This window comes from Flavobacterium sp., assembly GCF_965284515.1.
Lineage (GTDB): Bacteria > Bacteroidota > Bacteroidia > Flavobacteriales > Flavobacteriaceae > Flavobacterium.
The window spans coordinates 925,113-950,894 of sequence record NZ_OZ260089.1; the positions used below are offsets into that span (position 1 = coordinate 925,113).

25 protein-coding genes are annotated in these 25,782 nt (G+C 31.2%); 14 read left to right on the forward strand and 11 right to left on the reverse strand.

Annotated elements, in window-relative coordinates; all coding sequences use genetic code 11:
- Positions 1-4 precede the first annotated feature (4 nt).
- The 3 genes from ACQ65T_RS04200 to aspS form a co-directional block, all read right to left on the reverse strand.
- On the reverse strand, positions 5-205 hold the full coding sequence (locus ACQ65T_RS04200; RefSeq protein WP_430399848.1) for a cold-shock protein: 201 nt from the start codon (positions 203-205) through the stop codon (positions 5-7).
- Between the two features lie 86 nt (positions 206-291).
- Complete coding sequence (locus ACQ65T_RS04205) at positions 292-525, reverse strand: hypothetical protein (protein ID WP_430399849.1); 234 nt, start codon at positions 523-525, stop codon at positions 292-294.
- A 2-nt stretch (positions 526-527) separates the two neighbouring features.
- Positions 528-2,282, reverse strand: a complete 1,755-nt coding sequence (aspS, locus tag ACQ65T_RS04210; protein ID WP_430399850.1) for an aspartate--tRNA ligase — start codon at positions 2,280-2,282, stop codon at positions 528-530.
- A gap of 138 nt (positions 2,283-2,420) precedes the next feature.
- Between aspS and ACQ65T_RS04215 the strand changes: the two genes are divergently transcribed.
- The gene (locus ACQ65T_RS04215; RefSeq protein WP_430399851.1) at positions 2,421-3,416 is read left to right on the forward strand and encodes a TlpA family protein disulfide reductase; all 996 of its coding nucleotides are present in this window, start codon (positions 2,421-2,423) and stop codon (positions 3,414-3,416) included.
- 154 nt (positions 3,417-3,570) lie between these two features.
- Complete coding sequence (locus tag ACQ65T_RS04220; RefSeq protein WP_430399852.1) at positions 3,571-3,915, forward strand: toxin-antitoxin system YwqK family antitoxin; 345 nt, start codon at positions 3,571-3,573, stop codon at positions 3,913-3,915.
- Positions 3,916-3,983: 68 nt separating this feature from the next.
- On the opposite strand, the gene ACQ65T_RS04225 is transcribed toward ACQ65T_RS04220, so the two are convergent.
- The 4 genes from ACQ65T_RS04225 to ACQ65T_RS04240 are packed head-to-tail and all read right to left on the reverse strand — an operon-like array spanning position 3,984 to position 10,619.
- The gene (locus tag ACQ65T_RS04225) at positions 3,984-7,466 is read right to left on the reverse strand and encodes an efflux RND transporter permease subunit (protein ID WP_430399853.1); all 3,483 of its coding nucleotides are present in this window, start codon (positions 7,464-7,466) and stop codon (positions 3,984-3,986) included.
- A 12-nt stretch (positions 7,467-7,478) separates the two neighbouring features.
- Positions 7,479-8,645, reverse strand: a complete 1,167-nt coding sequence (locus ACQ65T_RS04230) for an efflux RND transporter periplasmic adaptor subunit (protein WP_430399854.1) — start codon at positions 8,643-8,645, stop codon at positions 7,479-7,481.
- 24 nt (positions 8,646-8,669) lie between these two features.
- A complete protein-coding gene (locus ACQ65T_RS04235) occupies positions 8,670-10,013 on the reverse strand; it encodes a TolC family protein (RefSeq protein WP_430399855.1) in 1,344 nt (447 codons plus the stop codon).
- Between the two features lie 3 nt (positions 10,014-10,016).
- Positions 10,017-10,619, reverse strand: coding sequence for a TetR/AcrR family transcriptional regulator (locus ACQ65T_RS04240; RefSeq protein ID WP_430399856.1), 603 nt, complete (start codon positions 10,617-10,619; stop codon positions 10,017-10,019).
- A gap of 163 nt (positions 10,620-10,782) precedes the next feature.
- Here ACQ65T_RS04240 and ACQ65T_RS04245 point away from each other — a divergent pair, with 163 nt between their 5' ends.
- Together ACQ65T_RS04245 and ACQ65T_RS04250 are read left to right on the forward strand one after the other, a co-directional pair.
- Positions 10,783-11,757 (forward strand): polyprenyl synthetase family protein, encoded by a 975-nt coding sequence (locus ACQ65T_RS04245; protein ID WP_430399857.1) that lies wholly within the window; start codon positions 10,783-10,785, stop codon positions 11,755-11,757.
- Positions 11,750-12,100: a hypothetical protein gene (locus ACQ65T_RS04250; protein ID WP_430399858.1), complete on the forward strand. Its 351-nt coding sequence runs from the start codon at positions 11,750-11,752 to the stop codon at positions 12,098-12,100. Before ACQ65T_RS04245 ends, ACQ65T_RS04250 begins: the two co-directional genes overlap by 8 nt.
- Here ACQ65T_RS04250 and ACQ65T_RS04255 read toward each other — a convergent pair.
- Positions 12,084-12,629, reverse strand: coding sequence for a hypothetical protein (locus ACQ65T_RS04255; RefSeq protein WP_430399859.1), 546 nt, complete (start codon positions 12,627-12,629; stop codon positions 12,084-12,086). The two genes, ACQ65T_RS04250 and ACQ65T_RS04255, sit on opposite strands and share 17 nt — an antisense overlap.
- 115 nt (positions 12,630-12,744) lie before the next feature.
- Between ACQ65T_RS04255 and ACQ65T_RS04260 the strand changes: the two genes are divergently transcribed.
- On the forward strand, positions 12,745-15,525 hold the full coding sequence (locus tag ACQ65T_RS04260) for a 2-oxoglutarate dehydrogenase E1 component (protein WP_430399860.1): 2,781 nt from the start codon (positions 12,745-12,747) through the stop codon (positions 15,523-15,525).
- Between the two features lie 68 nt (positions 15,526-15,593).
- Positions 15,594-16,808: a 2-oxoglutarate dehydrogenase complex dihydrolipoyllysine-residue succinyltransferase gene (gene odhB, locus ACQ65T_RS04265; protein ID WP_430399861.1), complete on the forward strand. Its 1,215-nt coding sequence runs from the start codon at positions 15,594-15,596 to the stop codon at positions 16,806-16,808.
- Between the two features lie 49 nt (positions 16,809-16,857).
- On the opposite strand, the gene ACQ65T_RS04270 is transcribed toward odhB, so the two are convergent.
- Entirely contained in the window at positions 16,858-17,295 is a 438-nt protein-coding gene (locus tag ACQ65T_RS04270) for a retropepsin-like aspartic protease (RefSeq protein ID WP_430399862.1), read from the reverse strand.
- A gap of 51 nt (positions 17,296-17,346) precedes the next feature.
- On the opposite strand from ACQ65T_RS04270, the gene ACQ65T_RS04275 reads away from it, so the two are divergent.
- From ACQ65T_RS04275 to ACQ65T_RS04310, 8 genes are all read left to right on the forward strand, one after another.
- Positions 17,347-18,114: a TatD family hydrolase gene (locus ACQ65T_RS04275; protein WP_430401324.1), complete on the forward strand. Its 768-nt coding sequence runs from the start codon at positions 17,347-17,349 to the stop codon at positions 18,112-18,114.
- A gap of 63 nt (positions 18,115-18,177) precedes the next feature.
- Positions 18,178-19,317: a 1-acyl-sn-glycerol-3-phosphate acyltransferase gene (locus tag ACQ65T_RS04280; RefSeq protein ID WP_430399863.1), complete on the forward strand. Its 1,140-nt coding sequence runs from the start codon at positions 18,178-18,180 to the stop codon at positions 19,315-19,317.
- A complete protein-coding gene (locus tag ACQ65T_RS04285; protein ID WP_430399864.1) occupies positions 19,304-20,335 on the forward strand; it encodes an asparaginase in 1,032 nt (343 codons plus the stop codon). The genes ACQ65T_RS04280 and ACQ65T_RS04285 overlap by 14 nt, the downstream gene beginning before the upstream one ends.
- A gap of 241 nt (positions 20,336-20,576) precedes the next feature.
- A complete protein-coding gene (locus ACQ65T_RS04290) occupies positions 20,577-21,371 on the forward strand; it encodes a MotA/TolQ/ExbB proton channel family protein (RefSeq protein WP_430399865.1) in 795 nt (264 codons plus the stop codon).
- A gap of 25 nt (positions 21,372-21,396) precedes the next feature.
- Positions 21,397-21,816, forward strand: coding sequence for a hypothetical protein (locus tag ACQ65T_RS04295; RefSeq protein ID WP_430399866.1), 420 nt, complete (start codon positions 21,397-21,399; stop codon positions 21,814-21,816).
- 2 nt (positions 21,817-21,818) lie between these two features.
- Positions 21,819-22,433 (forward strand): ExbD/TolR family protein, encoded by a 615-nt coding sequence (locus ACQ65T_RS04300; protein WP_430399867.1) that lies wholly within the window; start codon positions 21,819-21,821, stop codon positions 22,431-22,433.
- Positions 22,434-22,452: 19 nt separating this feature from the next.
- Positions 22,453-22,926, forward strand: a complete 474-nt coding sequence (locus tag ACQ65T_RS04305) for an ExbD/TolR family protein (RefSeq protein ID WP_430399868.1) — start codon at positions 22,453-22,455, stop codon at positions 22,924-22,926.
- Between the two features lie 72 nt (positions 22,927-22,998).
- Positions 22,999-23,679 (forward strand): porin family protein, encoded by a 681-nt coding sequence (locus ACQ65T_RS04310; protein ID WP_430399869.1) that lies wholly within the window; start codon positions 22,999-23,001, stop codon positions 23,677-23,679.
- Here the strand turns inward: ACQ65T_RS04310 and ACQ65T_RS04315 are convergent.
- Entirely contained in the window at positions 23,674-24,294 is a 621-nt protein-coding gene (locus ACQ65T_RS04315) for a hypothetical protein (protein ID WP_430399870.1), read from the reverse strand. The two genes, ACQ65T_RS04310 and ACQ65T_RS04315, sit on opposite strands and share 6 nt — an antisense overlap.
- 3 nt (positions 24,295-24,297) lie before the next feature.
- Positions 24,298-25,758 carry an RNA polymerase factor sigma-54 gene (rpoN, locus tag ACQ65T_RS04320; RefSeq protein ID WP_430399871.1) on the reverse strand — a complete coding sequence of 487 codons (1,461 nt, stop codon included), beginning with the start codon at positions 25,756-25,758 and terminating at the stop codon, positions 24,298-24,300.
- Positions 25,759-25,782: the final 24 nt, after the last annotated feature.

Genomic DNA, 25,782 nt, shown 5'->3' on the forward strand with positions numbered 1-25,782 from the left:
TTTATTAGTCTTCGATAACTTCCACTTGAGCAGCAACGATACCTTTTCTTCCTTCTTCTTCTTCGAATTGAACTTTATCACCTTCGTTTAAAGAATCAACTCTTAATCCTGTAGCGTGTACGAAAATATCTTTACCTGTTTCATCATTAGTAATAAATCCGAAACCTTTTTCTTCATTGAAGAATTTAACTGTGCCTGTAGCCATTTTGTAATATAAAATAATTAATAATGTGCCAAAGATAGACTTATTTTCTAAAAAGTCATAATTGGAATAACATTTTATTTATAAAATTATTGATTTTCAATGTTTTCCTCATCTTTTTCAGCTGATTTAAACACATAGTCCTTGACGTTTTTGGTCTTATATCTATGATAAATAAATATTGGCATTAAAACTAAGGCCATAATTAAAATCCCAATTCCAACCCATTTGTCTCCTTCAACGTTGCCTTGATTTTTATGAAAATAACCATAAGAAACAAAGCAAATTACCGCAAGTACAAGTGATCTGATTAGGTATTTCATTGTTAATTTTTTAAATTCAATTGAATGTGCAGCTCTTCCAATTGCTTATTGTCGATTTTAGAAGGAGCATCAATCATAACATCTCTTCCTGAATTGTTTTTTGGGAAAGCAATAAAATCACGAATGGTTTCTTGACCGCCTAAAATAGAAACTAATCTATCTAGTCCAAAAGCCAAACCTCCGTGTGGTGGTGCACCATATTCGAAAGCATTTAATAAAAACCCAAATTGTGCTTGTGCTTCTTCTTTACTAAAACCTAGTAAGTCAAACATTCTTGATTGTAACTCTCTATCGTGTATACGAATAGAACCTCCACCAATTTCGTTTCCGTTTAAAACCATATCGTAAGCATTTGCTCTCACTTTTCCTGGCTCTGTTTCAATCAATTTAATATCTTCTGGTTTTGGAGAAGTAAATGGGTGATGCATTGCGTGATAACGATCACTTTCTTCATCCCATTCTAATAAAGGAAAATCTACAACCCAAAGAGGAGCAAATTCGTCGGCTTTACGTAATCCTAATCGTGTTGCTACTTCCATACGAAGCGCAGAAAGTTGCGCTCGTGTTTTGTCAGCAGGACCAGAAAGTACTAAAATTAAATCACCTGCTTTAGCATTTGTAGCTTCAGCCCATTTTTTTAAATCTTCTTGATCGTAAAATTTATCTACAGATGATTTAAATGTACCGTCTACTTCACATTTTACATAAACCATTCCTAAAGCACCAACTTGTGGACGTTTTACCCAGTCAATTAAGGCGTCAATTTCTTTTCTTGAGTAAGAAGCACAACCAGGAGCTGCAATACCCACAACTAATTCGGCAGCATTGAATACTGGAAAATCTTTGTATTGTGCAACTGCATTTAACTCTCCAAATTTCATGTCAAAACGAATGTCTGGTTTGTCGTTTCCGTATGTTTTCATGGCGTAGTCGTAAGTAATTCTCGGGAATTTTTTTACTTCTACACCTTTAATTTCTTTTAATAAATGACGTGTTAAGTTTTCAAAAATATTTAAAATATCTTCTTGCTCTACGAAGGCCATTTCACAGTCAATTTGTGTAAACTCAGGTTGTCTGTCTGCGCGTAAATCTTCATCACGGAAACATTTTACAATTTGAAAATATTTATCCATTCCGCCTACCATTAACAATTGCTTAAAAGTTTGTGGCGATTGCGGAAGCGCATAAAACTGACCTTCATTCATTCTACTTGGAACTACAAAATCACGAGCACCTTCTGGAGTAGATTTAATTAAGTAAGGCGTTTCAATTTCGCAAAAGCCTTCATCAGAAAGAAATTTACGAACTTCCATACTTACTTTATGACGGAATAATAAGTTGTTTTTTACTGGATTTCTACGAATATCTAAATATCGATATTTCATACGAATGTCTTCACCGCCATCAGTTTCATCTTCAATCGTAAAAGGAGGAAGAAGCGCTTCGTTTAAAACAGTTAACTCAGAAACTAAAACTTCAATCTCGCCTGTTGGCATGTTAGGATTTTTAGATTCTCTTTCAATAACAGTTCCTTTAACTTGAATTACAAATTCTCTTCCTAATGATTTTGCTTTTTCAATAACTGCTTTGTCAGTTCTTTGTTCGTCAAAAATTAATTGAGTAATACCATAACGGTCTCTTAAATCGACCCAAATCATGAATCCTTTATCACGTGATTTTTGAACCCAACCTGCAAGGGTTACTTCTGTATTTATGTTTGAAGCGTTTAAAGCTCCGCATGAATGACTTCTGTACATTGGAAAAAATATTTCTGCAAAAGTACTAACAAAATTTAATTTTAATAGTTTAATCTAAACATTATACCTTAAAGATTAACTTTTTTTTAATTTCTTTTTCAAAAAAATAAATAACTTTACGAAAAATACATTTATATCATGAAGAAAATAATTTTATTAGTATTAGTAGTTGTTTTTTCATCTTTTACTTTTTTAGGAAAAGATGAAGTCGTTTTTACTGCAAAAATTGAAAATAGAAATAGCGATAGTCTTGTAATAAGAGGAGGAAATAACTTCTCAAAAACTATTTCTCTGAATAAAAAGGGTGAGTTTAAAAGCACATTTAAAATTGAGGAAGGTTTTTATCAAATGTTTGATGGTAAAGAATACGCACAGTTGTATTTAAAAAACGGTTTTGAATTAGTTCTGACTATGGATGCAGCTGAATTTGACGAGTCTATTGTTTTTAAAGGTAAAGGAGCAAAAGAGAATAACTTCTTAGTTAAGTCTGCTGTTGATTCACAATCTTATGACTATGATACTTTACTAGCTTCAGATGAAGAAGTTTTTGAGAAGTTAATGGCAGAAAGAAAGAAAAATGTAATAAACGCTATTGATAATGCTAATTTAGATGCTGTTTTTGTTTCAAAATATAAAGAAGATTTTGAAAACGGGATGAAAGGTTTAACTGAATATTACAAAAAAGGTTTAGAAGTAAGAAAAATGAACGGCGCAAAAGCACCAGGATTTGATTATGAAAATTATAAAGGAGGAAAAACATCGTTAGAAAGCTTAAAAGGTAAATTTGTTTATATTGATGTTTGGGCAACTTGGTGTGGACCATGTAGAGCGGAAATCCCTCACTTAAAGAAAGTAGAAGAAGCATATCATGATAAAAATATTGAATTTGTTAGCATTTCAATAGATAGAGCTAAAGATCATGATAAGTGGAAAAAATTTGTTGCTGATAAAGAACTTGGAGGAATTCAATTATTTGCTGATAATGATTGGAACTCACAATTTGTAAAAGACTTTCAAATTAACGGAATTCCAAGATTTATTCTTGTTGGACCAAACGGAGAAATTGTTAATGCTGATGCACCAAGACCTTCATCTCCATCTTTAATTGAATTATTTGACAACATATTAAAGTAATTCTATAAAATTTATAGGAAAGCCAATGTAAAAAAACATTGGCTTTTTTTGTTTAAAAAAGACAATGTTACCAAATTGTTAAGAAAAAGTTTGGTTAGTGTAAATTATTTTTTATATTTGTTATTATAATATTAATTAAAACATAAAAGAAAATATGAAAAAGATAATTTTAATAGCTGCGTTATTGGTTTCAGGAATGTTTTTTGCACAAGAAGTTAAACCAAAATTCGAAATAGTTGATAATATGGTTAAGGCAACATATTTTCATGATAATGGTCAAGTTAAACAAGAAGGTTTTTATTTAGATGGAAAGCTTCATGGAAAATGGACTTCTTATACTGAAAGCGGATCCAAGCAAACGATGGGAGAGTATGAAAGCGGAGCCAAAGTAGGAAAGTGGTTCTTTTGGAATGATAAATCTTTAAGTGAAGTTGATTTTTCTAAAAGTAAAATTGATGCTGTAAAAAAATGGTCTCAAGATGCACTAGTAAACAACTAAAACAATACATAAAATAAAAAAAGCTCCTAAGTTATTAGGAGCTTTTTTTATGCTTAATTATTTAAAAATTATTCTTCAATCGCTTTTAACTTTCTTGTCTTTAACCATATTTTAAACAAGTTCACTAAGTAAAATAATACAGGAACTACTACTAGGGTTAAGAACGTAGCAAAAATTAATCCGAAGATTACAGTCCAAGCTAAAGGCCCCCAGAAAATTACATTATCTCCTCCCATATAAATATGTGGATTACCCGTTGCAAACAAACTGAAGAAATCAATATTGAAACCAATTGCTAATGGAATTAAACCTAATACAGTTGTAATTGCGGTTAACAATACAGGTCTTAAACGTGCTTTTCCACCAGTAACAATTGCATTGAATATTTCTTCTTTTTCTAATTGTGCATCATTTTGAAGATTTAATTCTTCTTTTCTTCTTGCAATTAATAAATCGGTATAATCCAACAACACAACACCATTATTAACTACAATTCCTGCTAAGGAAATAATTCCCATCATGGTCATCATAATAACAAAAGGCCATCCTGTTACCATTAATCCTAGGAATACTCCAATAAAACTTAAAAATACAGCCACCATAATAATTGCAGGTCTTGAAACCGAGTTAAACTGGAAAATTAAGATTAAGAAAATTAAGAATAAACCTGTAAATAATGCACCCATTAAGAATGCCATTTGTTTTCCTTGTTCTTCAAGCTGTCCTGTATAATCAATTTCTATGGTTTTAGGTGTTTTAAAATTTGCATCCATTTCAGCCTTAATTTGGGTAACAGCTGCACCAGCATCAGTAAATCCTGGAGCTAAAGCTGAATACAAAACAACAACTCTTTTCGTTTGTTTGTGTTTAATTGCACTAAATGATGAGGTGTTCTTTTGAGAGGCAACTGTAGCAACTGGAATTTCTTTAATTTGTCCAGATGCCATGTCTCTAAATGTAATATTTTGATTAAAAATAGCACTTTTATTGTATCTGTTTTCTTCATTAAAACGAACATAGATATCATAATCTTCACCATCTTTTTTATACACTCCTGCTTTTTCACCAAAGATTGAACGACGCAATTGATTTCCAACTTGACCAGCAGAAACCCCCATTTCACCCGCTTTTTCTCTATCAACAACTACTTTCATTGCCGGTTTTCCTTTGTTGACATCAATTTTTAGCTCATCAACACCAGGAATGTTTTTAGAAGCCAAGAAGTCTTTCATTTTTTCTGCAGTATTGATTAATTCTGCATAATCATCTCCTTTAATTTCTATATTGATTGGATAACCTGCAGGCGGACCGACAGCGTCTTTTTCTACAGAAATAGAAACTCCAGGATAGATGTCTTTTAAAGATTCTTGTACTTTTTTACGAAGATCTTCAGAATCTAACCCGTTTCTGAACTTATATTCTCTCATTGAAACTGTAATCTTCCCTTTGTGAGGCATTTCCGCAGATGAACCACCGTCTGTTTGAGGATTACCTGCACCTTCACCTACTTGGGCAACTGCACTTTCAACTAAATAATTTGTATTATCTTCTGTATTTATAAATTCCGCAGAATTTACAACTGCATAAACACGTTTTTCAATAGATTCGGTAATTTCATTTGTTTTTGCAATGTCGGTTCCTTGCGGATATTCTACATAAACAATAATTTGATTAGGTGTATTGTCTGGAAAAAACTCAACTTTAGTTCTTCCGCTTCCAACGCTCCATCCGAAGTATAAACCTAATATCACAAAGAACATTAGCGCCATTCCACCAACAACTAGAAATGGTTTTCTGCCTGATAAAAAGAATTTTAAACCGCTTTCATACCAGTTTTCCCATTTGGTTAATACATTGTTTTGAAACGAAAGTGTCCAACCTTTTACAGCATATTTATAAATCCAAAACATTATTGCGGTGAATATCATAACCGAACCTAATGCTCTCAAGGTTCCACCAAAAACTAAAATAAAAAGACCTAATCCACCAAGAATAAGTGTCAATTTAATTAAAGCCTTTTTAGAAAGTATTTTTTCATTGATATCCATAAATTGTGATACCATTACCGAGTTAAAAAAGATTGCTACAAATAAAGATGAACCTAAAACAACCGATAATGTAATTGGAAAATAAATCATGAATTGACCCATTGTACCTGGCCACATTCCTAGTGGAACAAAAGCTGCTACAGTTGTTGCTGTTGAAATGATAATGGGTAATGCAATTTCACCAATACCTTTTTTAGCAGCTTCAATTCGGCTCATGCCTTCGTCTTCCATTAAACGGTATACGTTTTCTACAACTACAATTCCGTTATCCACAAGCATTCCAAGACCCATAATTAACCCAAAGAGAATCATGGTGTTCATGGTATAACCAAGTCCGTTTAATATCATGAATGACATAAACATTGACATAGGAATAGCAAAACCAACAAAAAGGGCATTTCTAAATCCTAAGAAAAACATTAAGACACCCACAACTAGAATAATACCAAAAATGATATTATTTACTAGGTCATCAACCTGATTAAGAGTTCTTGATGATTGGTCATTTGCAATTGTAACCGTTAGGTCTTTTGGAAAAACATTTTCTTCTGCATCTTTAATTATAGTTTTAATTTTTTCCGCAGCTTCAATCATGTTTTTACCAGCACGTTTTTTTACGTCAAGCATAACAACTCTCTTCCCAAACTCTCTTGCATAGGTTGTTTTATCTACTTCTCTAAAAGTTACTTTAGCAATATCTTTTAGGTAAATTGCTCCACCTTGAGTTTTTACTACAAAGTTTTCTAATTCTGAAGGGTTTTCAACTTCACCTAAAATTCGAATAGTTCTTCTTTGTCCGTTTGATATTAAATTACCTGCAGACATAGTTACGTTTCCGTTTCTAACTGCATTTATTACATCGTCAAAACTTACTCTTGAGGCCATCATTTTATAGATGTCGACAGCAATTTCTACTTCTTTTTCTTGTGCGCCACGAATGTCAACTTGCTTAATTTCATCTAATGCTTCAATTTTATCTTCAAGATATTCTCCAAACAACTTCAACTTATCAACCGGATAATCTCCTTTAATGTTGATGTTAGCAATAGGAACTTCCTCCGACATGTTTAAATCAAAAACATTTGGCTCTACTTTAGCGCCATTAAATGTTGGCCAGTCTTCACCACTCGTTTTAACGTCTATTTTATCTTTGACTTTTTGTTTTGCAGCATCAACTGTAATTCTTTCATCAAATTCTACAGTAATAATTCCGTAATCTTCTTGCGAAGTAGATAAAACTTTAACTACGTTACTTACGTTTCTAAGTTCTTCTTCTAATGGGTCTATAATAAGACGTTCAATGTCTTCCGCCGTATTTCCTGGATAAACAGTGCTTATGTATATTTTAGTTTCTTTAATTTCAGGAAAATCTTCTCGAGGCATACTGTAATATGCTGATAATCCTAAAAATAAGAACATAATCATCGTTACATAGATAGTCATCTTGTTTTCAATGGCCCATGACGATAGCTTAAATTCTTTTTCTGTTTTATTAGTACTCATAATTTAGTTCTATTATTTAATTATTGATACTTTTTGTCCGTCTTTAACACTACGAGCACCTTCATTAATAATTTTGTCACCATCTTTAATTCCATCAATAACTTCTACAAAACCATTTTGCGATTGTCCTGTTTTGATGATTATTTTTTTAGCAACAGCTTTCCCTTCTTTGTCAAGATCATCTGCAATGTAAAGATATTGCTCACCTTCAGCATTTTCGGAAATAATACTAATAGGAACTGTTATTGCTTTAGGATTTGAGTAGTCTTTAATTTGAATTTTTGAAGTCAAATTAGGTTTGATTTTTCCATTTTTATTTGGAACGGCAATTTGAATGTTAAAAGAACGATTTTCAGGATTAATATAATTACTGACTTGAGAAATTTTAGTATTTAATGATTCACCCAATACTGGGAATTCTACAATTACTTCTGACCCTTTTTTGATTGTACTGATATTTTTTTCAGGTACTTCAGCTTCTAAATACATGTTGTTTAAACTTACAATTCTCATAATTGGAGTTCCAGGACCTACAACACTTCCTTTTTCGGTAATAATATCATCAATAGTTCCTGTAAATGGAGCTCTAATAATTGTTTTTGCCAATTGAGATTTCATTTGAGCAACTGCTTTTAGTTGCGCATTATAATTTGTTTTTGCCTGCAAAAATTGAATTTCAGAACCTATTTTTTGATTCCATAAGTTTTGTTGTCTTTCAAAGGTGGTTTTCGCCAATGCTGCTTGTGTTTCCATTTGAGCTAATTGAGAAGAAAGCCCTCCGTCTTCAATTTTTCCTAAAGTTTGTCCTTTTGTTACACTTTGTCCTTCAGTAACAAATACCTGTTGTAAAACCCCGCCAAATTCTGCATTTAACACAATGTTTTCTTTCGTTTGAACACTCGCTTGTAATTCTAAGAAGTGATTAAAAGTTGTGTCTTTGGCTGTTATTACTGTTATTAATGTTAGTTTATGATTAGCATCTTTTTTACCAATTGCATCATCTATAAGTGCTAATTCTTTATTTAAAGCATCAGCTTGCTGTACTAACTCTGTTCTCTTTGCTCTTAATTGATCTAAAGAACCATTTTCGATAACTGAAGCAGTTGAATTTTTATTATCTCCTCCGCATGAAAGGAAAAGTATTGATGTTAAAATTGAAAAGTATATTTTTTTATTCATGATGTCTGATTTTTTATTTTGAGATTATTTAGTATTTGTAATTTTATCTAATGCTGTTTTTTTGGTAATAACATCAATCATTGATTGAAGATAGTTTTGCTGAGAAGTATATAATTGTCTTTGCGCTTCAGTAAACTCAAAACTACTTGATAAACCTTCCTTAAATTTAATTTGCTGCTTGTTTTCTATTCTTTCGGCTAAATTTAAATTACTTTTAGAAGTTGATAATTGCTCAATACTAAATTCATAGTCGTTTAAAGCACTTTTATGTTGTAATATTAAGTTTTGTTCGGTTTGTTTCAATTGCGTTGTAGCTTGTTCATAAGCGATTTTTGCTTGTTGTTTTCTAGCTCCAAATGTAAAACTGCTAAAAATTGGGATGTTTAAACTTACTCCTAAATTCGAATAATTATACCATCTTTGATTTTGGTCTAGAAAGTCAAATTGATTTGCAAATGAATTTGCTCCATAATTCAAGTTTGCTGCAAGTGTAGGAAGGCTTCTAAACTTTTCTAATTTTAATAAGAGCCTTTTAGACTCCTCGTTGTTTCTGCCAATTTTGTAGTCAAGATTTTCGTTTACATTAAATTCTCCAGTAAATGCAGATAAATCAATACTCTTTTTAGCAATGGTTTCTAAATTATCCTTTAAAATTACTTCCTCTGAAATGTCAATTCCTAATGCGATTTTTAGCATTTGTAAAGCAATGTCACTTCTCTTTGTTGCATTAGAAAGTGTGCTGTTTATTTGATTTAATGTAATTTGTAACTGTTCAACATTTTCTTCTTCGATTAAACCGTTTTTAAATGTTTCTGATGTTTCAAAAAGTGTTTTCTCTAAAGATTTTTTATTTTTTTCAAGTATTAAAATGTTTTCTCTTGAAAGCAATACATTGCCATAAGCGTTTATTACCATTTCTCGAACTTCTACATCTGTTTTCTCTTTAGCATTTTGAGAAATCTGTAAATACACTTTTGCAGATTGTAATCCTACTATATAAGATCCGTCAAATATTAACTGTGATAAAGTTGCTCTTGCATCCATACTGTGTTTTGTTCCAAAAGTAATTGTTGAGACTGTGCCCGGAGCTCCTCCGAAACCACCACCGCCTGTAACTCCTTGTTCTGTAAAGTCAAGATTGTTTAAGTATGAAACATTTCCGTTTATTTGAGGCAATCCGCTTGCAGTTGTTTCCCATTTTTTTTCTTTTGCAGCTTCAATATCTTTTGCTGCATTTATTATTGCGTAATTATTTTTTAAAGCGTGCTCTATTGCTTGTTCAAGAGTAAAAGTATATGTTTCTTTTTTTTCCTGAGCGTTCAAAAAACTTATAAAAAGTAATAAAGTTAATATTATACTATGTTTCATTTTTTAACTATTTGTTTTTAATAATTGTTCTAGTTTGTTTAATCCTTTTGACGTACAAATTCCTCTTAAATGATATTCTAAATAATGGTTTTGTAAGTCTTTTGAGTCAAATGTATTTGTTGGAAATAAATCTACATCTTTTAACGAGGTTAGTCCCGCAAAATAAAATCTACCAATTGCTTCAACATTAATTTCATTTCTGTAAAGCCCAAGGTTTATACCTTCTTTTAGATTTTTAATTACACAATCGTCCATTTTTTCAAACTGCTTTTTTTTTAGAGTAGCGTGAATTTTGGGATAATATTTCTGTAATTGATAAATTGAGGAAGCGCTTTCGTTTTTTAAATGAGTTGAAATAATTTTTTTAATTTCAAACAATTCCTCGATAGGGTCTTTCTCTAATGCCCTTATTGAATCAATGTCTTGAGATATTGATTCAAATAATTCTAAGGTTGCTTGTTTAACAAGTTCGGGTTTTGTAGAAAAACGTTGGTAAATAGTTTTTTTCGAAATACCCATTTCTGAAGCAATATCATCCATAGTTACGCTTTTAAACCCAAGGGCTAAAAACATTTCTGTGGCTTTAGTTAATATCGGACATTTCATTTTTGAAAATTTTATTGTGCAAAAGTAGCTAGAAAACTTTTAAAACAAATAAAGTTTCCAAAGTTTTACAATTATTTAACATATATTAATTTAGTAATTTGATGTTTCATATTTCATTTTTTTTTGACGTAATTTGTATTTCATATTTAATTTTTTGTTTTTTATGCATTCAATTGCTCAATATCAGGACATTGTTACGAATCACTTCACCGCTCTTAATACACCAAATAACCCAAAAGGGTTGTATGACCCTATAAAATATATTTTATCATTAGGAGGGAAAAGATTAAGACCTGTTTTAACACTAATGGCTACAGAAATTTTTGATGTTGATTACAAAAAAGGCTTAAGTGCTGCAACTGCAATAGAGGTGTTTCATAATTTTTCTTTAATTCATGACGATATAATGGATGACGCTCCATTAAGAAGGGGCAAGGAAACGGTGCATGAAAAATGGAACTTAAATACTGGAATTCTTTCAGGTGATGCAATGCTAATTTTAGCGTATCAATACTTTGAAGAATATGAGCCAGCTATTTTTCAAAAATTAGCAAAATTATTTAGCAAAACTGCCCTTGAGGTATGTGAAGGACAACAATATGATGTTGATTTTGAAACCCGTGATGATGTTACGGTTCCTGAATATTTAAAAATGATTGAATACAAAACAGCAGTTTTGGTTGGAGCAGCTATGAAAATGGGAGCAATAGTGGCAGAAACTTCAGAAGAAAATGCTAATTTAATATATGATTTTGGTATCAATTTAGGAATTGCTTTTCAGTTACAAGATGATTATTTAGATGCTTTCGGTGATCCAAAAACTTTTGGAAAACAAATTGGAGGAGACATCATTGAAAATAAGAAAACCTATCTTTATTTAAAGGCAATTGAATTCTCAACACACGAAAATAAAGAGATGTTAATGCATTTGTTTTCTATACAACCATCAGACAATACCGATAAAATATCTTCTGTTAAAAGTATTTTTAATGAATCCGGAGCAAGTAAGGCAACTCAAGATGCAATTTTAAAATATACTCATATGGCTTTTGAAACGCTCTCTAAAATAGAAATTTCTGAAGAGAAAAAAGCTGTATTGAAAGCATTTGGCGAAAAACTTATGAGCAGAAATGTATAGTCCGCCTATAAATATTGATGATTTAATTCATCAGTCAGAAGAGAATCATCTTTATTTTAAACTTATTGAGCAGACTAATAAAGATTTTGCACTAGCAAACGAAGTAATTGACATTCCTTTAGATGTTTTTCCATTGCATTTTAAAGAATGTATTCAAGAAAAAGTTTATAAGCTTATTCAAAACAAATTTGCAGAATACTTAAACTTACTTTATATAATTGATGTTTCAGAAAACGAAATAAAAAAATTAGATGGGTCAGATATATCTGAACTTTCAGAGCAAGTAACTTTTTTAATACTAAAAAGAGAATGGCAAAAAGTTTGGTTTAGAAATAAATTCTAATAAATGGCATTAAAGCATCTGTATAAACATTGTTTTTGTCTTTATGTAAAACATTATAGCGTAAACCTATTGTCATATTTTGGCTTCTATAACCAGCACCAATAAATAAGGCAGTATTCCAAAAGTCATCTTTGAGACTGCCTAAGGTAGTTTCATAAGAGTTATTTACTTTTAGTTGTTCTAGTTCTGCAGAAATTTGAATTTGTTCAATAGGATTAATTAGTCCTATAACGCTTCCGCCATATATATTTGATTTATAAAAGCCTTTTTGACTCACATAACTGTACTGTGTTCCTAATCCAAATGAAATAGTTTCGTTGAAATTATAAATTGCACTTGGTGCCAGTGTAATATTTGTATATCCGCTTCCAAAACCTAATCCAAGTCCGCCGCCAAACTGCACATGATTCCAAAAATCACTTTTTGATTTGTTTTTATTTAAATCTTGTGCAGATATGTTAAGCACATTGCAAATTGAAAACACAAAAACCAGTAAAATTGTTAAATTTATTGAAGAATTCTTTTTCATAAATCAATTTCTAAAAAATTAATGAGATAAAAGTATAAAAATCTTTAAAAGATTATCACAAATGTTTTATTTTTGCGTAGATTTTTTAACCAAAACGTCATTTTAGACAACAACTATGGATAGGTTTTCCTTTTTAAATGCTGCACACACTGCTTTTTTCGCAGATTTATACGAACAATACATACAAAACCCTGATAGCGTTGAGCCAAGTTGGAGGAGTTTTTTCCAAGGATTTGATTTTGGCCAAGCTAATTATGGTTCAGATTTTATTGGAGAACAAGTTGCAACTATTGCCACAGGAAATGCATCAAACGGTCATGTTTCTGAAAAAACTCAAAAAGAATTTAATGTTCTTCGTCTAATAGATGGTTATAGAACACGCGGACATTTGTTTACTAAAACAAATCCAGTAAGAGACAGAAGAACATATTCTCCAACTTTAGCTCTAGAAAATTTTGGATTGTCTTCTGACGATTTGAATACTGTTTTTGATGCAGCGAAGATGGTTAATATGCAGCCAAGTACATTAGCTGAAATTGTTAAACACCTTGAAAGTGTTTATTGTCAGTCTATAGGAGTTGAGTACATGTATATTCGTGAACCTGAGGTTATAGAATGGATTAAGAACAGATTAGATATTAACGATAATCAACCAAATTTTAATCCAGATCAAAAAAAGAATATACTTAGAAAATTAAATGAGGCAGTTTCTTTTGAAACATTTTTACATGCCAAATATGTTGGTCAAAAACGTTTTTCTTTAGAAGGGTGTGAATCAGCAATACCTGCATTAGATGCTTTAATTGAATCAGCAGCTGAAAAAGGCGTTGAGCAGTTTGTAATGGGTATGGCTCATCGTGGTCGTTTAAATGTTTTGGCAAATATTTTTGGTAAAAACACACAAAACATCTTTTCAGAATTTGACGGAAAAGATTATGATGATGATATGCATTTTGATGGTGATGTTAAATATCATTTAGGTCTTACATCAGATAGATTAACCGATTCTGGAAAAAAAATAAATCTAAACTTAGCTCCAAATCCTTCTCACCTCGAAACAGTAGGTGCAGTTATAGAAGGTATTGCAAGAGCAAAACAAGATAGAAATCATCCAAATGATATTTCGAAAGTTTTACCAATAGCTGTTCATGGTGATGCTGCTATTGCTGGTCAAGGTATAGTTTACGAAATTATTCAAATGGCAAAACTGGATGGTTATAAAACTGGAGGAACAATTCACTTGGTTATTAATAATCAAGTTGGTTTTACAACCAATTACTTAGATGCTCGTTCTTCTACATATTGTACAGATATTGCAAAAGTAACTTTGTCACCTGTACTACACGTAAATGCTGACGACCCTGAAGCTGTAGTTCATGCCATGTTATTCGCATTGGATTATAGAATGGAATTTGGGGGAGATGTATTTATCGACTTATTAGGATATAGAAAATATGGACATAATGAAGGTGATGAGCCTCGTTTTACTCAACCTAAATTGTATAAATTAATTTCTAAGCATAAAAATCCACGTGATATTTATGCGGAAAAATTAAAACAAAGTGGAGTAATTGATTCGAGTTATGTAAAAGAGTTAGAGGCAAAATATAAAGCTAAATTAGATGAAAATCTTGAAGAATCTCGTAAAAAAGACTTAACAGTTATTACTCCATTCATGAAAAATGTTTGGAAAGGTTTTGATCAAGTTTCTGATGATGTTATGCTTAAAAAAGTAAATACAACATTTGATAAAAATGAGTTAACCGAAATTGCAAAAACAATATGCGAATTGCCTTCGGATAAGAAATTCATCAGTAAGATTACTAAAATTATCAAGGATAGAAATAATATGTATTTCGAAAATGATAATTTAGACTGGGCAATGGGTGAATTATTAGCATATGGTTCTTTGTTAAAAGAAGGTTTTGATGTTCGAATTTCTGGGCAAGATGTAGAAAGAGGAACGTTCTCTCACCGTCACGCTGTTGTTAAAGTAGAAGATTCTGAAGAAGAAGTTGTTTTACTAAACGATATTAAAGATAAAAAAGGGAACTTTTATATATACAATTCACATTTGTCAGAATATGGAGTTGTAGGTTTTGAATATGGTTATGCGTTAGCATCTCCAAACACATTAACTATTTGGGAAGCACAATTTGGAGATTTCTCTAATGGTGCCCAAATTATGATTGACCAATATATTTCTGCTGGAGAAGATAAATGGAATAACCAAAACGGATTAGTGTTCTTGTTGCCTCATGGTTATGAGAATCAAGGAGCAGAACATTCATCAGCTCGTATGGAACGTTATTTACAAATGTGTGCTAAACACAATATGTATATTGCTGATTGTACTACTCCTGCGAACTTTTTTCACTTGTTAAGAAGACAGATGAAATCAAATTTTCGTAAACCTTTAATTGTGTTTACGCCAAAGAGTTTGTTACGTCATCCACTAGCAGTTTCTAAAATTGAAGATTTAACAAATGGTCAGTTCCAAGAAATTTTAGATGATCCTAATGTTGCAGATAAAAAAGCAATTAAATCGCTTGTTTTCTGTACAGGAAAAGTATATTATGATATAATTGCAAAGCGTGAAGAGCTGAATAGAAATGATGTAGCGGTAATACGTTTAGAGCAATTATTTCCACTAGCAGTAGATCAAATAAAAGAGATTATAGCGAGTTATCCTAATGTTGATGATTATGTGTGGGCACAAGAAGAGCCTAAAAACATGGGGGCATACAGTTTCATGCTAATGAATTTTGATTTAGTCAAATTGCGTTTAGCATCACCAAAAGCATATAGTGCCCCAGCATCTGGAAGTTATGAGCGTTCTAAGAGACGTCAAGCTAATGCAATTGCTATGGTATTTGATAAAACATTATTTCAATAAAAAATCTACTTTTATAAAGTAGAGCAACACAAATAGAAAAGTCCTTAAAAGATTAAAATTATTAAGATATGATTTTAGAAATGAAAGTCCCTTCGCCGGGTGAATCAATTACAGAAGTAGAAATCGCAACTTGGTTAGTTCAAGATGGAGATTATGTAGAAAAAGATCAAGCTATTGCTGAAGTAGATTCAGACAAAGCTACATTAGAATTACCAGCTGAAGAAAGTGGAATTATTACACTTAAGGCAGAAGAAGGTGATGCTGTAGCTGTTGGAGCAGTTGTTTGTTTAATTGACACAAGTGCTGCAAAGCCAGAAGGAGATGGGTCTACTAAATCAGAACCTAAAGTTGAAGAAAAGAAAGTTGAAGCTCCAAAAGCTGCTCCTGTAGTAGAGAAAACATATGCTTCACAAACCCCTTCACCTGCAGCACGTAAAATTTTAGAAGAGAAAAACATTCAACCAGGCGATATTGTTGGAACTGGAAAAGATGGAAGAATTACTAAAGAAGATGCAGTAAATGCAGTGCCTTCAATGGGAACTCCAACTGGTGGTTCTCGTAGTTCTGAAAGAATTAAATTATCAATGTTGCGTAGAAAAGTGGCTGAACGTTTGGTTGCTGCTAAAAACGAAACAGCTATGTTAACTACTTTTAACGAAGTTAACATGACTCCAATTAATAATATACGTAATCAATATAAAGACGAATTCAAAGCCAAACATAATGGTGTTGGTTTAGGGTATATGTCATTTTTTACAAAAGCAGTTACAAGAGCTTTACAATTATATCCAGATGTTAACTCAATGATGGATGGTGATTATAAAGTAGCATATGATTTTGCAGACATTTCAATTGCGGTTTCTGGGCCAAAAGGACTTATGGTACCTGTTGTAAGAAATGCAGAATTATTAACTTTCCGTGGAGTAGAAGCAGAAATTAAGCGTTTAGCATTAAGAGCTCGTGATGGACAAATTACGGTTGACGATATGACTGGTGGAACATTTACTATTACAAATGGTGGTGTTTTTGGAAGTATGTTGTCTACACCAATTATCAATCCTCCACAATCTGGAATTTTAGGAATGCACAATATTATTGAGCGCCCTATTGCAGTTAATGGTAAAGTTGAAATTCACCCAATGATGTATGTTGCGTTATCTTATGACCACAGAATTATCGACGGTCGTGAATCTGTAGGTTTCTTAGTTGCTGTTAAAGAAGCATTAGAAAATCCAGTTGAATTATTAATGGATAATAATCCTAAGAAAGCTTTGGAACTATAGTTTCAAAACCTTTAAGTATATATAAAACCCCAATCTTTGATTGGGGTTTTTATTTTAAGTACAAATAATGATTATAATAATCAATAATTGCTTTTCCTTTTAGTAATATATCCGCGCCAATAATTCCATCCACAGGTTTTGTTTTGTAACTTTTTAAGGCCTCATTTACATGACTCATATCAAAAACAATTAGACTTAATTTGCTTGATTTCCATCTGCTCAATTGTAAATTATTGTTTTTTGATATTTGAGTTTCCATTCCTGTTGCTCCAGCTCCAGCAGCTTTTGTCTCAGAATATTCAGCAAACAATTGAAATTTTTCAATTCCTTCAATTCCCACACAACTATTGCTTGCACCAGTATCAAGAATAAAATTACCACTAAACGCATTAATTTTAGCTTTAATCATTAAATGTTGGGTTTTTAAAACCTTAAATTTAATTTTCTTGTATTTTTTTCCTTTTAAAAAGTCTTGTAAATCTTCCATAAATCAAAAGTAATTTAATCTTTGTAAATTTACACTTTGAAAAACAAATTAATGATACTAACAGATACGCATACACATTTATATTCGGAAGAATTTGATGCAGATAGAAACGAAATGATAGATCGAGCAATTCAAAAAGGGGTTTCTCGCTTTTTTGTACCTTCAATTGACTCTAGCTATACCCAAAAAATGTATGACTTGGAAAAACAATTTCCGAGTAATATTTTTCTAATGATGGGTTTACATCCTACTTATGTAAAAGAAAATTATTTAGAAGAGTTAGCTCATGTTGAGCAAGAATTAGGTAAAAGAAAGTTCCAAGCTATTGGTGAAATAGGGGTTGATTTGTTTTGGGATAAAACTTTTTTAAAAGAACAGCAATATGCTTTTCAGTATCAAATACAATTGGCTAAGAGCTATAAATTAGCTATAAACATCCATTGTCGTGATGCTTTTGATGAGGTTTTTGAAGTGTTAGAAAATGAAAAATCAGAAGATTTGTTCGGTGTTTTTCATTGCTTTACCGGCGATTATGAGCAAGCGAAAAGAGCAATATCATTAGGAATGAAACTAGGAATAGGCGGCGTGTCAACTTTTAAAAACGGAAAAATTGACCAATTTTTAAGTAAAATTGATTTAGAACATATTGTTTTAGAGACAGATTCACCATACTTAGCACCAGTTCCATATAGGGGAAAGCGAAATGAAAGCTCATTCACTTTTTTGGTTGCAGAAAAATTAGCAAGCATTTATAATGTTACAATTGAAGAAATTGCTCATGTAACTACTGAAAATTCTAAGAAAATTTTTGGAATTTAACGTTCAAAACACATTCGTTTCCTAAAAATTTTGTTCATTTGTAGATTGACTTTTCAAACCAATATGCCAAAATTCGATAATATTCGTCCCTATTATGATTCTGAAGTTAATGAAGCGCTTTGTGCTTCATTGAATCATCCTATGATGAAAGCAATGATGCAGTTTACTTTTCCCGATGTAGATGATGAAGTGTGGAAAGGACAGTTGCAGAGAACTCATTCCATAAGAGATTTTCAAATTAACTTTGTTTATAAGTCCATAAAAAAAGTTTTAGAAACAACTTCTGAAGGATTAACAACCTCTGGTTTTGAAAAACTAGAGCCAAATACTTCTTATCTTTTCATTTCCAATCATAGAGATATTATTTTAGATACATCTTTATTAAATGTTTCATTGTATGACCATGGACTTATAATGACTGCATCAGCTATTGGAGATAATTTAGTGCAAAAAGAGTTTGTTTTAAAGTTGTCTAAGTTAAATCGAAATTTTTTAGTGCAAAGAGGTTTGTCGCCTAGAGAGTTGCTACAAAGTTCTAAATTAATGTCAGAATATATGTATCATTTACTTTCTAAGGAAAACCGTTCTGTTTGGATTGCTCAAAGAGAAGGAAGAACTAAAGACGGTAATGATGCAACACATCAGGGTGTTTTAAAAATGGTAGCAATGGCTTCTGATGAAAAAAACTGTATTGACTATTTTAAAAAAATAAAAATTGTTCCTGTTTCTATCTCATATGAATACGACCCAACAGATGCTCTAAAAATGCCTCAATTATTAGCTCAAGCTAAAGATGAGGTTTATATAAAGGAGAAAAATGAAGATTTTATAACTTTATTAAGCGGAATTATTGGTCAAAAAAAACGAATTCATATCCATGTTGGAGATGTTTTGGATATGGAACTAGATGATATTGTTCTGAATAATGATAATACAAATAAACAAATACAGGCCGTTGCCCAAATTATAGATGATTCTATTCTGCAATCTTATAAGTTATGGCCAACTAATTATATAGCCTACGATATTCTAAATAATTCCAATTTGTTTTCAAACCTCTATACTGAAAAGGAAAAACAACTTTTTGAAAGGCGTTTGGAATTGAGGATAAATTCTGGAAACGATACTTTAAAAGAAGGTTTTTTGGCTATGTATGCAAATCCTGTAGTTAATAAATTAAAATATACAAATGCAATCAGTTAGGCCAACAATATTGTTAATTTATACTGGCGGAACTATCGGTATGATTAAAGATTCGTTGACTGGAGCTTTAAAAGCATTTGACTTCAAGGAATTACTAAGTAACATACCTGAAATAAATCTATTAGATTGTAATGTAGCTACAGTTTCATTTGACGAACCAATTGATTCGTCAAACATGAATATTTTGCATTGGCAAACTATTGCCAGCTCAATTGAAGAAAACTATAGTGCATACGATGGTTTTGTGGTTCTTCATGGTTCAGATACTATGTCATATAGTGCTTCAGCGTTAAGTTTTATGTTGGAAAATTTAGGAAAGCCAGTTATTTTTACGGGATCTCAACTTCCTATAGGTGATTTAAGAACTGATGCTAAGGAAAATTTGATAACAGCTGTTCAAATTGCCTCTTTACAAGAGAAAGGAAAGCCTACAATTCAAGAGGTCTGCTTGTATTTTGAATATAAATTATACAGAGGGAATAGAACCACTAAAATCTCAGCGGAGCATTTCAATGCCTTTATGTCGCCTAATTTTCCTGAACTTGCAGAGTCAGGAGTCCATTTAAGAGTTAATGATGCTATTTTATTAAAAAAACAACACGGTAAAGGACTAATAATAAACAAAAAGTTAGATGATAATGTGTTTATTCTTAAGTTGTTTCCAGGAATTAATAAAAATGTTTTAGAAGCAATTATCAATATTAAAAATATAAAAGGGATCATATTAGAAACTTATGGAGCAGGTAATGCTTTAAGTGATAAATGGTTTGTAGATATGTTGCAAGAAGCAATAAATAAAAATATTCACGTTATCAATGTAACACAATGTAGTGGAGGTACCGTTTCAATGGGACAGTATGAAACCAGTACCAAGTTAAAAGATATTGGTGTAATTTCAGGATTTAACATTACTACTGAGGCTGCGATTACTAAATTGATGTATTTATTAGGTCAAAATGTATCAAAGTCTGTCTTTAAAACTATTTTTGAAACATCTTTAAGAGGTGAAATGCATTAAAAAGACTCTATAAAACTTTCGTACATCGAAAAAATTATGTTATTTAGCATTCTGAAATTATATAGATTTTTTTATAACAAATTAATTAATAATTGTTGATTAACAGAAGATAAAGAGGTTTCTGCTTAAGGTATAGCGAAAATTCTGTTTTATTTTTTAGTTGTAAATATTATTTTTAAGTTTCATAAATATTTTTATACCTTTAACCCAATTAACTAATTAAAATTTAAGAACAAAAGCAATGAAAAGATTATTTTCTATTTTAGCAATCACTGGGCTTATGACTTTCGGAAGTGTTCAAGCACAAGATTCTACTCAAACTGAGGAAGTAGCAACAGAACAAGTACAAGAAACTGCTGCTGATGAAACAGCTGCTGTAGCTACAGAAGAAGAAGCTGCTGCGGAACCAACTTTTACACAAAAAATGAAAACTCGTTTCATTGAAGGTGGACCAGCATTTATGGGAATTGTATTAATCTGTTTAATTTTAGGATTAGCAATTGCTATTGAAAGAATTATTTATTTAAATCTTTCAACTACAAATACAAAAAAATTAATCTCTGACGTAGAAGACGCGTTAAAATCTGGAGGTGTTGATGCAGCTAAAGAAGTTTGTAGAAATACAGCTGGACCTGTTGCTTCTATCTTTTACCAAGGTTTAGATAGACATTCTCATGGTATTGACTCTGCTGAGAAAGCGGTTGTTGCTTACGGTGGTGTTCAAATGGGACAATTAGAGAAAAACGTTTCTTGGATTTCTTTATTTATCGCGTTAGCTCCGATGTTAGGATTCATGGGAACAGTAATCGGTATGATTGAGGCGTTTGACCAAATTCAATCTGCAGGTTCTATGGAGCCGTCATTAGTTGCTGGAGGTATTAAAGTTGCTTTATTAACTACTGTATTCGGTCTTATTGTTGCTATTATTTTACAAATTTTCTATAATTATATTATCGCTAAAATCGATTCTATCGTTAATGATATGGAAGACGCTTCAATTAGCTTAATTGATGTATTGTCTGATTACAAAAAATAATAACTCATAAATAATAGTAACTATTATGAACTTACATAAGTTAACAAAAATAGCAGCTATTGTCATTTCAGTTTTAAGTATTCTGTTTTTAGCAGGGCTTATGGCTTCTAGTGATGATGCAGATAATAGCTGGATTTCGCCACTAATTTATATGTCATATTTTGTACTTGCAGCATGTATTGCTATAGTATTGATATATGTATTAAAAAATTTGTTGTCGAATAAAGATAACCTTAAAAGAACATTAATCTCTATTGGTTTGTTTTTAGGAGTGTTTTTAATCGCTTTTATATTAGCAGATGGTTCAGAGATGAAAGCTGGTGATATTAGTGTAACTAGTATGGAATCTAAATTGGTTAGTACAGGTTTAAATATGTTTTATATTTTAACTGTAATATCAATTATAACAATGGGTTGGACTGGTTTTAATAAATTTAAAAAATAATTATGGCAAAAAGAGAAGCACCAGAGGTAAATGCCGGTTCTATGGCAGATATTGCTTTCCTGCTTTTGATCTTCTTTTTGGTTACTACTACCATTGGAGTAGATCAGGGAATCAATCGACTTTTGCCTAGGTATGAAGAGAACCCGCCAGAGCCACCTGTAAACAAAAGAAATATTTTGCCAGTATTGGTGAATAAAGACAATCAATTGTTGGTGAATGAACAAGTTATTCAACTTAAAGACTTAAGACAAACAGCTATTGATTTCTTAGAAAACAATGGTAAAGGTACTTGTAATTATTGTTTTACAGGCAAAAAAGACCCAAGTTCTTCTGATCATCCAGATGATGCTATTATTTCATTATCTAATGATGGACTAACTACTTATGGAATGTATATTGCTGTTCAAAATGAACTAGTTGCAGCTTATACTTTTTTAAGAGATCGAGAGTCTAAAAGAAGATACAATATGTCTTTTTCTGAAATGGAGTATATATACAATGATCCTGCTTCAAAAGCTACTGAGGGTTTAATCGAAGATTTAGAACCTAAAGTGAAGTTGATTCAGAAAATGTTCCCAATGAGACTTTCTGAAGCAGAACCAAAAAAGAACTTTTAACCTTTAAATTTTAGAAACTATGTCTAAGTTTAAAAAGAAAAAATCAGGTGGTACACCTGGAATTTCTACAGCATCTTTACCGGATATTGTATTTATGCTATTGTTCTTCTTTATGACCGCTACAACAATGAAAGATAGCGATTTAAAAATTGAGAACAAGTTGCCAAAGGCTAACCAAACTGCAAAATTGCATAAAAAACAATATGTAATGTATATTTATGCTGGTAAGCCAAGCGAGCGTTACAGAAACTCTTTAGGAGGATCTGACCGTGTTCAAATGGCAGATAAAATAGCTCCAGTTTCGGAAATTAGAAATTTTGTTATTAATGAAAGAGCTTCTCGTAATTCTGAAGATGAAAAATATTTAACTGCATCTCTAAAAATTGACAAAAATGTTAAAATGGGATTAGTTCAAGACATCAAACAAGAATTAAGAAAAGTTGATCAATTAAAAGTGAATTATACTACTTCTCAAGGTAATCCTGTAGAGTAGTCACTTTTTAAAGTATATTTAAAAGGTACGCAATTGCGTACCTTTTTTTATTATTTTTATAAAAAAATTATAATGAAGTCTTTCTATACTTTAGCAACATTATTTTTTTGCAGTTTCATTTTTGCACAAGATGTTACTGTAAATGCTGTTTCTGATTCTCTGTATAGAGAAGATCAGTTTTATGCTTCTTTAAACTATAACCTGTTGCAAAATAAACCTGCTGGATATAATCAGTATTCCTTTTCTGCCGGATTGTCATTTGGTTTTATTAGAGATTTCCCAATTTCTAAAAACAGACATTGGGCTATAGGTACCGGTGTAGGTTATTCTTATAATAACATCAAGCATAACTTAATTATTCAAGAAGATGAATCTGATATTGCATACAATGTAAATGGTAATTATGACAAGAATAAACTTGTGTTGCATTATCTAGAGTTTCCTTTAGAGATTAGATGGAGAAATTCTACTGCCGAATCCCATAAGTTTTGGAGAATTTATACTGGTTTTAAAGTTAGTTATTTGTTTGGGAATAAATCGGTTTATAAGTTTGACGGTAATGAAGATTTAATTAGAAATAATACAGATTTAAATAAAATTCAATATGGTCCATACTTAAGTTGGGGATACAATACTATTAATTTTTATGCTTATTATGGATTAAATCCTCTATTTAAAGATACTAAATTATCTAATGGAGAAGATTTAAAGTTAAATAACTTTAATGTTGGTTTTATTTTTTACATTCTATAGCCAAAAATACCATAGAACTACTTGAGAAAATATTCCAATTAGTAAGCCAACTAATAATTCTAAATTAGTGTGTGATTTCATATATAATCGAGATGAAGCAACCAATCCTACACATACTATTGAGAGTGCTACGCTGTTTACCAGTGGTAATTCAAACAATGTAGCTAAACCAAATATAAAGGTGGCTAACGAGCTGATTCCAATCATGTGAAGACTTGCTTTAAATTTCATCAAAACGCAAATTAGCGCCATTACACTACTTAAAAATCCTCCTAAAAAAAAGTAGTACAATTCAGGAAGTTCTTCTAAAGAAACGCTAAATTTTAATAGAAAAAATAAAAGAAATGCTTGAATTGTTATAGGAACCCTTCTTTCTTTTATACTTGCTTCTGTAAATGAAGAAATTATTCCTAAGGATACAAATAAAAAATAAAGAGAAAGGGGAAGTAATAGGGTTAGTATTGCTACTTGTATTAAAATTAAATATACTCTGTTTAATGGAATGAATTCATAACTAGGAGAAACTAAGAAATAAAATAAAGTTCCATAAATTGATATAAATATTGGATGATATATATATGAAAATACAGGAAGAGTTTTCTTTAGTAACTGCATGTACTATATTTTTTTTCTTAAACGAGCTACTGGAATGTCTAGTTGTTCGCGGTATTTTGCAATAGTTCTTCTAGCAATAGGATAGCCTTTTTCTTTTAATTCTTCAGCTAATTTGTCGTCTGGAAAAGGTTTTCTTTTGTCTTCCGATTCTATTATTTTTTGTAGAATATTTTTTATTTCAATAGTAGAAACATCTTCACCCTGGTCGTTTTTCATTGACTCACTAAAAAACTCTTTTATTAGTTTAGTGCCATAAGGAGTATCAACATATTTACTGTTTGCAACTCTAGACACAGTAGAAATATCTAAACCAACTAAATCTGCAATGTCTTTTAAAATCATTGGTCTAAGTTTGGCTTCGTCACCTTCTAAAAAATATTCCATTTGATAATGCATAATTGCATTCATGGTAACATATAAAGTTTCCTGACGTTGTTTGATAGCATCAATAAACCATTTTGCAGCATCAAGTTTTTGTTTAATAAATTGAACTGCATCTTTTTGAGAATTGCTTTTTTCGCTAGTGTCTTTATAGCTTCTAAGCATTTCTTGATAATCTTTTGAAATGTGAAGTTCTGGTGCATTTCTTCCGTTTAAAAGAAGTTCAAGTTCATCTTCAACTATTCTTATTGTAAAATCAGGAATAACGTGTTCAATTGGTTTTAAATTACTGTCAAAAGCACCTCCTGGTTTTGGGTTTAGTTTTTCAATTTCTTCAATTCCTTTTCTTAACTGTTCTTTAGAAATATCATATTTCTGAATCAATTTTTCATAGTGCTTTTTGGTAAATGCATCAAATTGATTTTCAATAATGTCAATAGCCAGTTCTACTGCTTCTGAAGGAGTTTTGTGTTTTAATTGAAGTAATAGGCATTCTTGTAAATCTCTAGCGCCTACCCCTGCAGGTTCAAGTTCTTGTACAATTTGTAAAATTCTTTCTACAGTTTCATTATCTGAATAAACACCTTGTGTAAAAGCTAAGTCATCTACAATATCTTGAATGGTTCTTCTGATGTAACCCATATCGTCAATACTTCCTACTAAAAACTCAGCTATTATACGTTCTTCATCATTTAAAATGAAAGTATTTAATTGATTAAGTAAGTCTTGATGGAAACTTACAATTGCAACGTGAGGCATAGATTTTTCTTCATCGTCGTCACTGTAATTGTTAGCTTGGTATTTATAATCTGGTGTTTCGTCGTTGCTTAAATATTCATCAATGTTAATGTCTTCAGCTTCAATCCTTTCGTTATCATAATCTTCACTGTAATCATCATTATCATTATAATCATCTAGTTCAGAAGTTTCTTCTTTACCGTTTTCCAAAGCAGGATTTTCAACTAATTCTTCCTGAAGACGTTGTTCAAAAGCCTGTGTAGGCAATTGAATTAACTTCATCAACTGAATTTGTTGAGGAGATAATTTTTGAGATAATTTAAATTGTAAACTATGCTTTAACATTAATGTTTGTTTGTGTATTTGTAA